This window comes from Sulfurihydrogenibium subterraneum DSM 15120, assembly GCF_000619805.1.
GTDB lineage: Bacteria > Aquificota > Aquificia > Aquificales > Hydrogenothermaceae > Sulfurihydrogenibium > Sulfurihydrogenibium subterraneum.
The window spans coordinates 182,930-195,732 of sequence record NZ_JHUV01000011.1; the positions used below are offsets into that span (position 1 = coordinate 182,930).

At 32.4% G+C, this 12,803-nt stretch carries 14 protein-coding genes; 5 read left to right on the top strand and 9 right to left on the bottom strand.

The window, feature by feature from the left end; translation table 11 throughout:
* Positions 1-35: 35 nt before the first annotated feature.
* The gene (locus tag Q385_RS0106640; RefSeq protein WP_028950914.1) at positions 36-2,435 is read right to left on the bottom strand and encodes a DEAD/DEAH box helicase; all 2,400 of its coding nucleotides are present in this window, start codon (positions 2,433-2,435) and stop codon (positions 36-38) included.
* 80 nt (positions 2,436-2,515) lie between these two features.
* On the opposite strand from Q385_RS0106640, the gene Q385_RS0106645 reads away from it, so the two are divergent.
* Genes Q385_RS0106645 through Q385_RS0106655 form a run of 3 tightly spaced genes read left to right on the top strand, consistent with a single transcriptional unit; the run spans position 2,516 to position 4,450 of the window.
* Complete coding sequence (locus Q385_RS0106645; RefSeq protein ID WP_028950915.1) at positions 2,516-3,106, top strand: bifunctional nuclease family protein; 591 nt, start codon at positions 2,516-2,518, stop codon at positions 3,104-3,106.
* A 5-nt stretch (positions 3,107-3,111) separates the two neighbouring features.
* Positions 3,112-3,678 carry an O-acetyl-ADP-ribose deacetylase gene (locus Q385_RS0106650; RefSeq protein ID WP_028950916.1) on the top strand — a complete coding sequence of 189 codons (567 nt, stop codon included), beginning with the start codon at positions 3,112-3,114 and terminating at the stop codon, positions 3,676-3,678.
* A complete protein-coding gene (locus tag Q385_RS0106655; RefSeq protein WP_028950917.1) occupies positions 3,665-4,450 on the top strand; it encodes a restriction endonuclease in 786 nt (261 codons plus the stop codon). The genes Q385_RS0106650 and Q385_RS0106655 overlap by 14 nt, the downstream gene beginning before the upstream one ends.
* On the opposite strand, the gene bioF is transcribed toward Q385_RS0106655, so the two are convergent.
* Genes bioF through tig form a run of 7 tightly spaced genes read right to left on the bottom strand, consistent with a single transcriptional unit; the run spans position 4,440 to position 10,638 of the window.
* Entirely contained in the window at positions 4,440-5,561 is a 1,122-nt protein-coding gene (bioF, locus tag Q385_RS0106660) for an 8-amino-7-oxononanoate synthase (protein WP_028950918.1), read from the bottom strand. The two genes, Q385_RS0106655 and bioF, sit on opposite strands and share 11 nt — an antisense overlap.
* Positions 5,551-6,168 carry an imidazole glycerol phosphate synthase subunit HisH gene (hisH, locus tag Q385_RS0106665; protein WP_028950919.1) on the bottom strand — a complete coding sequence of 206 codons (618 nt, stop codon included), beginning with the start codon at positions 6,166-6,168 and terminating at the stop codon, positions 5,551-5,553. The genes bioF and hisH overlap by 11 nt, the downstream gene beginning before the upstream one ends.
* Positions 6,169-6,936 (bottom strand): tryptophan synthase subunit alpha, encoded by a 768-nt coding sequence (gene trpA / locus Q385_RS0106670; protein WP_028950920.1) that lies wholly within the window; start codon positions 6,934-6,936, stop codon positions 6,169-6,171. It lies immediately after the preceding gene.
* A 3-nt stretch (positions 6,937-6,939) separates the two neighbouring features.
* Positions 6,940-7,524 carry a ribosome biogenesis GTP-binding protein YihA/YsxC gene (yihA, locus tag Q385_RS0106675; RefSeq protein WP_028950921.1) on the bottom strand — a complete coding sequence of 195 codons (585 nt, stop codon included), beginning with the start codon at positions 7,522-7,524 and terminating at the stop codon, positions 6,940-6,942.
* Between the two features lie 2 nt (positions 7,525-7,526).
* Positions 7,527-8,744 carry an ATP-dependent Clp protease ATP-binding subunit ClpX gene (gene clpX / locus Q385_RS0106680; protein ID WP_028950922.1) on the bottom strand — a complete coding sequence of 406 codons (1,218 nt, stop codon included), beginning with the start codon at positions 8,742-8,744 and terminating at the stop codon, positions 7,527-7,529.
* A complete protein-coding gene (gene clpP / locus Q385_RS0106685) occupies positions 8,745-9,353 on the bottom strand; it encodes an ATP-dependent Clp endopeptidase proteolytic subunit ClpP (protein ID WP_028950923.1) in 609 nt (202 codons plus the stop codon).
* Positions 9,346-10,638 carry a trigger factor gene (gene tig, locus Q385_RS0106690; RefSeq protein WP_028950924.1) on the bottom strand — a complete coding sequence of 431 codons (1,293 nt, stop codon included), beginning with the start codon at positions 10,636-10,638 and terminating at the stop codon, positions 9,346-9,348. The genes clpP and tig overlap by 8 nt, the downstream gene beginning before the upstream one ends.
* A gap of 227 nt (positions 10,639-10,865) precedes the next feature.
* On the opposite strand from tig, the gene speD reads away from it, so the two are divergent.
* Together speD and Q385_RS0106700 are read left to right on the top strand one after the other, a co-directional pair.
* Positions 10,866-11,270 (top strand): adenosylmethionine decarboxylase, encoded by a 405-nt coding sequence (speD, locus tag Q385_RS0106695; protein ID WP_028950925.1) that lies wholly within the window; start codon positions 10,866-10,868, stop codon positions 11,268-11,270.
* 72 nt (positions 11,271-11,342) lie between these two features.
* Positions 11,343-11,768 (top strand): pyridoxamine 5'-phosphate oxidase family protein, encoded by a 426-nt coding sequence (locus Q385_RS0106700; RefSeq protein WP_028950926.1) that lies wholly within the window; start codon positions 11,343-11,345, stop codon positions 11,766-11,768.
* A 27-nt stretch (positions 11,769-11,795) separates the two neighbouring features.
* On the opposite strand, the gene Q385_RS08970 is transcribed toward Q385_RS0106700, so the two are convergent.
* Positions 11,796-12,755, bottom strand: coding sequence for a Fic family protein (locus tag Q385_RS08970; protein ID WP_084609416.1), 960 nt, complete (start codon positions 12,753-12,755; stop codon positions 11,796-11,798).
* Positions 12,756-12,803 lie beyond the last annotated feature (48 nt).

Genomic DNA, 12,803 nt, shown 5'->3' on the forward strand with positions numbered 1-12,803 from the left:
AATTTTACCACATATATTTTACACATTTTCAATAGCTACGCCGTTATCAGCTCCAGTAAAACTATAGAGCCTATCTTGTCTAAATATTCGTTTGCGTTTCCACACTTTGGTGATAAGATGCAGGAAGGACAACCTGATATACATTTGCAGTTTTTTATATTTTTATAAGTAGCTTTAAGTATCTCTTCAACTCTTTCAAAGCCAACTTCTGCATAACCAATTCCGCCTTCGAAACCATCGTAAATAAATATACTTGCTTTTTCTGTTTGATTGTGGAAGTTAGTTGACATACCACCTATGTCCCATCTGTCGTTCATAGCAAAAATAGAGTATATACCTATCATTCCGTGCTCTACTCCGTGTAAACTTCCAATAAAAACCTCTCTTCCACCTTTTAGAGTATTTTCAAGGTCTTCTATAACCTGTATATCTTCTTTTTTTACTCTTTTTTGACTTTTTAAAAATTCTATAGAGAGAGCTTCTTTTAAGGTTTTTAGAGGTTCTTTTGATTCTTTTGTTAACCTTACAATTAATCTATAAGAGGTTTCATCTACTATCTTTTTTAATTTATCTAAAACAAAACTTTCTTTTTCTTTTTTTGTTCTTTCAATTACAAGATTTTCGTAGTAATCTTCTAATGTAAACCACATTCCTTTTGTTATAAAGTTTCTTTCTAGAGATTCTTCAAACTCTATGTCCTTTATTTTTTTATTTTCTTCTATTTCTATTTTGGAATAGCCTACTATACTTGACTTTACGTTTAACTCTCCGTAATAAATCTTTATATCTTTATAAACTCTTTCTTTTTCAATTTTAAGAATATCGATTTCTGTGTTTAATATTGGTGTGGTGTAATAATTTAAATGTTGATTTTCTACATATATAACTTTCTTTTCTTCATCTACATCTAAAACCTTATATGTTTCTCCTCCGTGAAGATAAACAGCATCTTTATACATTTCATAAAATGCGTATTCTTGATTTATATCGCCTATCTTTCTGTTTTTGTTTATTTCTATTATGTCGTAAGAGCTTCCTGTTGACCTAATGTTAAAATCTGTGTTAATAGACTTACTCTTTACAAAAAATTTACCATTTCTAAAGGTCAACTTTCCTTCTTCTAAAAGCTCTCTAACGACTTCTTTTTCTTTGTCTGTTAAATCTTTAATGTCCAATGGAATTTCTTTTGCTGCAACAAGAATGTGTTTTTTTAGAATATACTTATTTTCAGGATTTATAACTGGTTCTTCTACAGACCTGTTAAACAATTCTGTAGGATTTTTTACATAATACTGGTCTAATGCGTCATTTTTTGCAATGTAGTAGTTTATAGACTCTCTTCCACTTCTTCCAGACCTTCCAAACCTCTGCCATAAAGAAGCCAGCGTTCCAGGAAAACCTTTTACAATTACACTGTCTATTGAACCTATATCTATTCCCATCTCTAAGGCACTTGTAGATATTAAAACTTTTAATTCTCCTGTAGCCATTTTATTTTCAATCTCTTGCCTTTCTTTTGAACTATATCCAGACCTGTAAGGACTTACTTTAGATATTAAATCTATTCTGCCTTCTTTTTCTAAAAATATTTTTATATTTTTGTAAAGTAGTTCTACATCTTTACGACTGTCTATAAATACAATGGTTGGAATTTCTTTATGTAAATGTTCTTTTAAAAGGCTCATAAGTTTCTCATTAGAAGTAGGTTTTGATATATAAATAACTTTTTTAGGTGTAGGAGCTCCTGATTTATCTATCTCTACAAAATCTTTGTTTACAAACTTCTTGGCAAATCCTACAGGATTTCTTATAGTAGCGGAGTTGCATACATAAATAGGAAGTTCTCCTGTATAGTGCTTTACAATTCTGTTTAACCTTTTTATTACGTTACTAACATGAGACCCTAAAACACCTCTGTATGAATGAAGTTCATCTATAACTACAAACTTTAAATTTTCAAACAGTTTCTCCCACGTGTAATGAAAAGGAAGTATCCCTTTACTTAGCATATCAGGAGTTGTTATTAGAATGTTTGGTGGATTATTTTTTATTTTATATCTTTCATCTCTTTCTGTAGAACCGTAATAAGTTGCTACCGAAGCTCTTACTCCTGATTTTTCTATCAAACTTCTTATTTTATTTTCTTGGTCTCTTGCCAAAGCAACCAACGGAAAGATAAGTAAAGCCTTTGTGCTGGGATTTTTACATACTTGATTTAATATTGATAAAGTGTAAATCATAGATTTTCCAGATGCGGTAGGAGTTGTGATAACTACGTCCTTTCCTTCTAAAACAGCCTTTATCCCTTCAACTTGATGACTGTAGAGTTTTATAGAGTTTTTCTTTAAAAAGTCGTTTATCTTTTTACATTCAAACTCATAATCGCTGTATACAGCTTTATTTGGCTCTAAAACCTTTTTGTAGACAATTTCCATAACTATATTTTATCATCATTGAAAAATTTTTAAATTTTAGTATATTATTATCAAGTTGATTAACATTGGAGGTAATAAATATGATAGAGGTAATAGTAAAGTCAATAGCAATAGATTCTTTAACAGGAAATCCTATACTACTTTTGGCTGATGTTAACAATCCTGATGATATATACCCTATATGGATAGGTGTTGCAGAGGCAGAAGGAATAGTAGTTAATCAAAGCGGATTTGTCCCACCAAGACCGTTGACTTATGACCTATTTAAAAATACAATTGAGAGCTTAGGTGGAAAAGTTAAACACGTGTCTATCGTAAGCATGATAAATAATGCATACATAGCAGAGTTAGTTATAGACCAAAACGGTAAAGAAATAATTATAGACGCAAGACCAAGCGATGCTATTAACTTAGCACTTAGATTTAATGCACCAATATACCTTAATGAAGAAGTAGTTAAAAAAGTAAACGTTTCTCAGTTTACACAACAGCAAGAAAAAGAAGAAAAAGACGAAGATGATGTAAAAACAGTAGAAGAACTGGCTGAGCAAACAGAAGTAAATAACTTGAACCTTCCTGACGCTAAAGACATTGGAATAAAAGATGAAGATTTAGAAAAGTTTAGAGAGATGCTTGACCATATAAAACCTGAAGACTTTTTGATAAAATAATTTATGTGGAAGTTAAAATAGGTGGCACAACTTTAAGCTTAGTAATAGGAGATATTACCCAAGCAGATACAGAAGCTATCGTTAATGCTGCAAACCCCTCCTTAATGGGTGGAGGAGGGGTTGACGGTGCTATTCATTCAAAAGGTGGACCCTCTATTTTACAAGAATGTAAAAAAATAAGAGAAACACTATATCCTGATGGACTTCCTACTGGAGAAGCTGTTATAACCTCTGGTGGTAATCTAAAAGCAAAGTACGTAATTCATACTGTAGGTCCTATATGTGATGGCTTTATGACAGAAAAAGAAAAACAACTACTTTCAAACGCATACAGAAACAGTCTCACTCTTGCAAAAATTCACAACATAAAATCAATCTCATTTCCATCTATAAGTACAGGAGCTTATAGGTGTGATAAAAAAGAAGCTTCAAAAGTAGCTCTCCAAACAGTAATAGATTTTATAAAGGAAAACCCAAACTGGTTTAAAGAAATCCGTTTTGTATTGTTTACGGAAGATATATATCATGTGTACAAACAATCCCTTGAGGAAATTCTAAATGTCTCTGATTGACATAGCCATTGTATCAACAATTATACTTATAGTGTCTCTTTATGCATACGTAAGATATAGAGAAGAAAAGCACAAAGAAGAAAAACTCTTAATACCAACGTTAGAAAGCTACAAACAAAAATTTACAGAAGAAAAACAACAATTTTTAGAAAAAAGCCAAAACTTAAAACAACAACTTGAAGATTTAAAAGGGCAGCTCCAAGAATTAAAGAAAAACCTTTCTCTCTATCCTTGGACTGAGTCTCAAATAAACTACTTAAAAAGTATGAAAGGGTCAGAGTTTGAGTACTTTTTAACCCAGAGTTTTGAGATGCTGGGTTTTATAGTTATAGACCCTCCCATCTATAAAGACCACAACATAGATACAATAGTAAAGTACCAAGATGACCTTAAAACAGAGTACTTTGCAGTAGACTTTATGGATTACACCCAGTTAAAAAAGTTAGATGATAATTATGTCTCACAGCTCCTAAAAGGAAAGGATAAATACAGCTGCCACAAAGTCCTGATAATAACCAACGGACAGCTTACAGATTATCAAAAAAAACTTCTTATAGATAAGGATATAAACTTTTTTGAGATAGACCAGATAGTAAACTTTATGCCGTCGTTAAATTTCTTTTACAGATATGACGAAATTAGGTCAAAATACCACGCCTGTGAGATACTTCACAAAGAAACCTTTGACGAAGTGATAAGAAGAGAACACTGGCTAAACGAAGTAGAAGAAAAGCTACTACAAGCTATGGAAAAGCAAAAAATTAAATCTTAGATATAATTTCTAACAGTTTATCAATCTCTTTATAACTGTTTTTATGACTTACAGTTATTCTAAGTCTTGAAGTGCCTTTTGGAACAGTTGGCGGTCTTATAGCTTGAATAAATATATTATTTTCCAGTAGCGTATCTCTTATCTTTAATGCTTTTTCTTCACTACATACTATGTAAGACAAAATAGGTGTGTTATGAAAATGTATATTTATACCAATACTTTTTAAACCGTCATACAAATACTTGGCTTTTTTTAAAACGTCTTCTCTTCTGTAGTCTTCTTCTGATAATAGTTTAAAGTTTTCAAGTGATATAAAGTTTTGTATTGGGGATAGACCAGTTGTAAAGATTACAGACCTCATTTTATTAACTAAAAAATCTATAAGTAGTTTGGTTCCACATATAAAAGCACCGTAGCTACCAACTGCCTTTGAAAGAGTCCCTACCTGAATGATGTTATCTTTAGGTTTAATGCCAAAATGGTTAAGAGTTCCTCTACCTTCTCCTGTTATTCCTGTTCCGTGGGCATCATCTACAATTAAAACTGCGTTGTATCTATCCGCTATCTCTAAAATCTTGTCAAGGGGAGCTATATCTCCTTCCATACTGAAAACACCGTCTGTAATGATAAACTTTTTGCCTTTTGTATCTATGGATTTTATCTTACTTTCTAAATCTTCAAAATCTAAATGTTTGTAAATTACTTTTTTAGCCTTTGATAGTCTAATTCCATCTATGATAGAAGCGTGGTTTAACTCATCACTAAAAATTAGGTCATCTTCTTCTGTAATTGCCTGCAGTAGTCCAACGTTTGCCATATAACCACTTCCTACTACTATACAGCTTTCTGTCTGTTTAAAGTCTGCTATAAAGTTTTCTAACTCTTGCTGGATAGGATGGTAGCCTGATACTAAAACAGAAGCTCCACTACCAAGGTCTAACTTGCCTATATTTTGAAGGAGCTTCTCTTTTGTTTTTTGATTATCCCTTAAGCCTAAGTAGTCGTTTGAAGAAAAGTTTACTATGTTTCTTGATAATATAACTCTTTGACGGTAAAGATTCTTTGATTTTATCTCTTCTAAATGTTTTTTAAGAAATTCTTTAAACTCCATAAACAAACTTTTTAAAGTTTTCTAAAAGTTTTAAGCCTGCTGTTTGACTTTTTTCTGGATGGAACTGAACAGCCCATAGGTTATCTACTTCTACTGAAGAGCAAAAATCAATGGCGTAATCCGTTGTAGTTGCAACTACAGTTTTATCTTCAGGGTTTGCATAGTAAGAGTGGACAAAGTAGAAAAACTCTCCATCTTTTATTCCTTCAAACATCTTAGAATCTTTTTTCTTGTGAATCTGGTTCCAACCCATGTGGGGAATCTTTATGGGTAGTCTTTCATCAAATCTTACAACACTACCTTTTAAAATTCCAAGTCCTTCGTGCTGTCCAAATTCGTATCCATACTCAAATAAAATCTGTAGTCCCAGACATATACCAAGGTAAGGTTTTCCTTGATTTATAACTTCAATTATTTTATTTTTCAGCCCAAATCTCTCAAGATTATGGATTGCATCTCCAAATGCTCCAACCCCTGGGACAACAACCGCGTCAGCTTTGTCTAAATCTTCTGGATTAGATGTTCTCAAAACATTAAAACCAACTTTTTCCAGCGCTTTTTCAACACTTCTTAAATTTCCCATACCGTAATCAACAAGTGCTATCATTTATGCCTCTATGTTTGACTTTAACTCTTTTACTAAGTTTTTAAGTCCTTCAAAATCTCTCTTTCCTTGAAGTTTTACGACACTACTACCTACTATAACACCATCTGCTATCTGGGATATTATCTTTGCATGTTCTCCTTTAGAAACTCCAAAACCTACAGCAATTTTTTTATCTGTTATTATTCTTATTGTAGCTATCTTCTCTCTAAGTTCGTTCCAAGGTAGTGTATCTCTTTCTCCCGTTATCCCTGTCAACGATACGTAGTATATAAAGTCATCGCTCATCTTTGATACAAGTTTTATTCTTTCTTCGTTAGAAGTAGGTGCAAGTAAAAATATTAAAGACAGCCCTTTACTGTTTGCTACTTTCTTTAAGCTTTCTCCTTCTTCTGGTGGTAGGTCTGGAACTATAAAACCGTCTATACCGCTTTCTTTTGCTCTATTGCAAAAGTTTTCTTCTCCTAGTCTAAATATAGGGTTATAATAACTCATTCCTATCAAAGGTATGTTTGGATACTTTTCTTTTATTGTTTTAGTGATTTGAAACACTTTTTCTGGTGTAATACCGTCTTTTACGGCTTTTTCGTGAGCAATTTGAATTGTTGTGCCATCTGCAACAGGGTCAGAGAATGGAAATCCTACTTCAAGTATGTCAGCTCCGTTTTCTATTAGAGTAAAAGCTGTTTTAATACTGTCTTCTACAGAAGGATAACCTGCCATAAAGTAGCATATAAGAGGTTTTCTACTTTGAAAAACTTCTTTTATCACGTTTTACTCCTTAACCGCTTTGAAAATTTCTGACACGAGAGTATCTATTCCTGTTCCTTCCTTTGCTGATACTAAAAATATCGGCGTGTTTTCATCTAAATCTAACGTCTCTTTTATAATCTTTTTTGCTTTGGCTTTTTCACTTTGGTTTAATTTGTCTATTTTTGTTCCAACGACAAAGTAAGGTTTTTCAAACGTATCAAGCCACTGCTTCATAAGTATGTCTAAGTTGGTTGGTGGGTATCTTGTATCTACAAGCATTATTATAAGCTTTAAATTCTCTCTGTTTAATAGGTAGTTTTCAATCATTTTTTGCCAGCTGAGTCTCTCTTTTTGAGAAACAGATGCAAAACCATATCCTGGCAGGTCAACAAAGTAGATGTCTTTGTTTAAAGTAAAAAAGTTTATAAATCTTGTTTTTCCTGGGGTTGAACTTACTTTTGCAACGGACTTTTTAAAGATGGCGTTGATAAGTGAGGATTTTCCTACGTTTGACCTTCCAACTATAGCCACCTCCGGTTTATCCGGAGGGGGATAATCTTCAGGCTTTACTGCACTTTTTATAAACTCTACACTTTTAATACTCATTTTTAACTTGCTTTTTCATACACGTATATAGGTGGTTTATTCTTTAAAACAACATCTTTATCTATAACAACCTTCTTTAAAGTCTTTTGATTTGGAGCATCATACATAATGTCAAGCATTATATCTTCTATTATAGCTCTTAGACCTCTTGCTCCTGTTTTTCTTTTTATTGCTTCCCTTGCAATCTCTCTTAAAGCATCTTCTGTAAATTCAAGTTCTATTCCATCAACAGCTAAAAGAGCCTGATATTGCTTTATAAGTGCGTTTTTTGGCTCTGTTAAAACTCTTACAAGCATATCTTCATCAAGTTCTTTTAAGGTTGCAATAACAGGTATTCTACCTAAAAACTCAGGAATAAGTCCAAACTTTATAAGGTCTTCTGGCTGGACTTGTTCTAATAAATTTCCTTCTTCTTTTTTACTTTTTATCTCAGCTCCAAAACCTATTGCCTTCTTACCCAATCTCTGTCTGATTATATCTTCAAGTCCAACAAAAGCTCCACCTAGTATAAAGAGAATGTTTGTAGTGTCTAACTGTATAAATTCTTGATGTGGATGTTTTCTTCCACCTTGTGGTGGAACGTTTGCAATCGTCCCTTCAAGGATTTTTAAAAGAGCTTGCTGTACACCTTCTCCAGAAACATCCCTTGTTATAGATGGGTTATCTCCAGATTTTTTTGCTATTTTGTCAACTTCATCTATATATACTATTCCTTTTTCCGCAGCTTCTACATCGTAATCAGCGTTTTGAAGTAATCTTGCTAAAATACTTTCAACGTCTTCACCAACGTATCCAGCTTCCGTTATGTTTGTAGCATCAGCTATGGCAAATGGAACGTTGAGTATCCTTGCTAAAGTCCTTGCAAGAAGGGTTTTTCCTGAACCTGTTGGACCTATAAGCAAAATATTACTTTTTTCTACTTCTACCCCTGTGTTTTTAAAAAGGTCTTTTTGATATATTCTTTTGTAGTGATTGTAAACCGCAACAGAAAGTATCTTTTTTGCCTTTTCCTGACCAATAACGTATTCATCAAGTTTAGCTTTTATCTCAGCAGGAGTTGGTACTTGAGATAATCCTTCAAACTTTTTATTTTCAATCTCTTCTTTTACAATACTTGCCAGTCTATCTACACAAGAATCACAAACGTATATTCCGTTTGGTCCCTCTATTAAAATTTCAGCCTGATTTTCAGGCTTTCCACAAAATGAACACTTTCTCATCTATACGTTTTCACCTCTTTTGTATATCACCTTATCTATAAGACCGTATTCTTTTGCTTCTTCAGCAGACATAAAGTAATCTCTCTCTGTATCAGCTTCTATCTTTTCTATAGGTTGCCCTGTATGCTTTGCAAGGTATTCGTTTAACATTCTTTTTAATCTAAGAATCTCCCTTGCGTGAATCTCTATGTCTGTAGCCTGTCCTTGGAAGCCACCAAGTGGTTGATGAATCATAATTCTTGCGTTAGGGAGAGAGTATCTTTTTCCCTTAGCTCCTGCAGAGAGTAAAAATGCTCCCATAGATGCAGCTTGACCCATACATATAGTCACTACATCAGGCTTTATATAGTTCATAGTATCATAGATAGCAAGTCCTGCTGTTACTACTCCACCGGGTGAGTTTATGTACATATATATGTCTTTTTCAGGGTCTTCAGCTTCTAAAAATAAAAGTTGAGCTACTACCAGATTTGCAATATGGTCGTCTATTGGCGTTCCAAGAAGTATAATCCTATCTTTTAATAGCCTTGAGTATATATCGTAGGCTCTTTCACCTCTTGGTGTTTGTTCAATTACTATAGGAACCAGTTGGTTTAGTATTTTATCCATTATTCTCCTCTTGCTTTTCTTCTTGTTTTTCAACTTCTTTAATATTTGCCTTTTGCACTAATATGTCAAGAGCTTTTTGTCTTAAGATATCACTTTTAATTCCTTCTATCATATTTCTTTCAGTTAGGTACTCTTTTAAATCTTGGGCTTCGGTGTTGTAAAGTTTAGCCAACCTTTCTATCTCTTTGTTTAACTCTTCTTCCGAAACAGTTAAACCTTCCTTTTCTGCTATTTTTGTGAGAACAAACATTACTCTAATGTTGTTAATAGCTGTTTTTGTTAAACCTTCTCTAGCAACTTCTAACATCTCTCTGTTTGGATTTATACCGTAAGCTTGCAGCTGCTGAGCGTATCTTTGAGCTAAATTTTGAAGTTCTAACTCTAATAATGAATTTGGAACAGGGAAGTCATACTCTGAAGCTATTTTATCTAATATTTTTTGCTGAGTTTCTTGTTTTTTAATCTCTTCAATTTGTTTTTGTAGATTTTCTCTTATCTTATTTTTAGTTTCTTCTACGTTTTCTCCTAAACCTACCTTCTTAACAAACTCATCGTTAAACTCAGGTATAACTTTCTTAGCTACTTCTAAAATCTCTATTTCAACCTTTGCTTTACCTATCTCTTCTCCTTTTTCGTTATAAAGAGGAATATTCTCTAATTCTACTTTGTCCTCTGCCTTTTTTCCTTTTATTGTATCTTCTATCTCTTTTCTTAAAGTTCCAGACCCTATTATAGTTTCAAACTCGTCTTCCTCTTCTTCGCCTTTTTCAGATACTATATGGTACTTTATCTTAACTTTATCTCCTTCTTCTACTTCTTTATCTTCTACTACATACTCAACATTTCTTTCTAAGAGATTTTGTATGTACTTTTCTACGTCCTCATCCTTTACTTCTAACTTTGTAATTTCTATTTCCATCCCTTCATAAGGTTTTAATTCAAACTCTGGAGCAACTTCAAAGCTAACTTTAAAAGTCAACTCTTGGTCATTTACAATCTCAACTTCTCCAAAATAAACTTCTTGAGTAACAGGTTTAAGATTGTGCTGATCCAAGATCTCTGGTAAGTATTTATTTACGTAGTTCTTTGCAACCTCTTCTTTAATCTCATTCTTGTACTTTGCTTTTACTATATTTTTGGGAACGTTCCCTTTTCTAAATCCAGGTATATTTGCTACCTTTGATATTTCTTTTACAACTTCTTCTACAAGATTTTTTACTTTTTCTCCCTCATCTTTAATAGTTAAAGTTCTAACTAATTCGTTTGACTCTACAACTACGTTCATCTATACTCTCCTTAACTTTATTTTAAATTTTGAATCAAAATTATATCATATCTAAAAAAAATTTAATTTGCATATTTTTTATGCAATCAGGTTTAAAATTTTAAAAATTTATCATATAATATATTTTTCATTTTTAAGAATAAAATTCTCCAAAGGAGGTTTTTTACTATGGGCAGTATTAGCCCGACGAAAATTTTAACTAAAAAAACTTTTAAGGAGGAAAGAAAATGGAAAAAACCCTCGGACTGCATATCATAGCTGACCTTTACGGAGTAGATTTTGACAAATTAGACCATGTTGAAGACATTAAGGCACTTCTTGAAGGAGCTGTTAAATACGCAAACCTAAGTAAGTTATCTTCTCACTTTCATCAATTTAATCCTCACGGAGCAACAGGAGTAATCCTATTAGAAGAATCTCACATATCAATTCATACTTGGCCTGAACACGGTTATGCTGCTATAGATGTTTACACCTGCGGTGGTAAAGAGAAAACATTTAAGGCTATGGAATACATAATTAAGATGTTAAAGCCAAAAAGAGTTGATGAAAAGATAGCAGAAAGAGGCGTTGTACCGGTTAATCCGGAAGGTGTAAACATAGAAAAGTGGCAACTGACTGCAACGGCTTAATCTGATAAAAAGCATAGATACCCTTTTTTTAAAGTTGTAGTATTATATTTAAAAATCTTTAGGGGGTATTCTATGTTAAACGAAAATTTGATGAAGCTTTTAAATGACCTTACTCCTGCTGTTTTTGCTACTGCAGATGGTGATAAACCTTATCTTGCTTTTGTAAGCTGGCTTATAGCAAAAGACCAAAACACGATAAGAGTTGCTTTAAGTAAAAACTCTAAATCCGTAGAAAACGTAAAAAACAATCCAAACGTGGCAGTTTCTGTATTTGGTCCAGAGATTGCAGCCACAATTTACGGTAAAGCAGAAGTTATAAAGGACACTATTGATGACATTCCTTTTGGCGTATCCGTTTTAGACGTTAAAGTTGAAAATGTTGTTGATAACCTGTTCCCGGGAGCTACTGTAAAAGGTACCATACCTTTTGAGCATACAGGAAATGTTCAAAAAGCCTTAGAGTTAGATGAGAAAGTGTTAAAAGCTTTAAGAAGTTAAAAATAAACGGGACAAAGTCCCGTTTTACTACTTCAACAACCTATCTACAACATCTTTGACAGATAACCATACATTTTTTCTTTTAACAGCTATTATTTTACCTCTTTTTACTAACTGTCTCCCACTTGATGGACTGTATCCTATTTTAGATATTAAATCTGATACTGGTTGTAATTTTTTACCTTGGTTTTCATAAACACTAATTATAATCATATCTAAACTGTTTTTTATGCTTTCCAGTATAAGATTTTTTAAGATTTTTGATTTTGTAGTTTTTAATTTACTGATTACTTGGTCTTTTTCAGGAGGTTTATTTTTATTTTTTTTTAAAACTTCTAAAAGTTGTTTATCTATTTCTTCAAGTCCTTTATAGTACAGATTTTTGTTTTCTTCATCTCCTTTAATTATTACAGGAGGATAGCCTTTACTTATCAAGAAATAATTTAAAAGTATTCTTCCTGTCCTTCCATTTCCATCAGAGAAAGGATGAATTTCTTCAAGAAATCCGTGAAGTATTGATAAATACTCAAAAGAAAAATTTTTCTCTGTAAAAAGAGTAAAATCTACAAAACTCTTGACCCATTCTTCTATATAACTCTCAGGCGGTTCAAATTTTGCCCCTGCAATTTTGATTTTACCTTTTCTAAATTCTCCACCTTTCCCTAAACCTTTATTAATTTGTCTGATTAAAGGAATTCCAAACAAAAAATCTTTTTGCTTATAATTTTCATAGGCAAGTTCGTAGATAAACGTAGCAGTTCTAAAATAGTTAAAAGCCTCTTCTTCTGTTTTTGTTAAGGTTTGATTTTTAGATAAAACTTCTTTTAGCTCTTTTTCAGAAATGAAAAAACCCTCTATCATTATAGAGTTTCTTGTTTCTTCTTCTAACAAATAAAGCCATTCTTTGTTTTTAACTTTTGGTTCTGGAAGTCCTCCTAAAGACTCTAATATCTCTTTCCTTTTTTCTATTAGTTTTTCATCAATCAATCTGTCACCATAAGATTTTTAAAAAGTTTATAATTATAATTATAACAA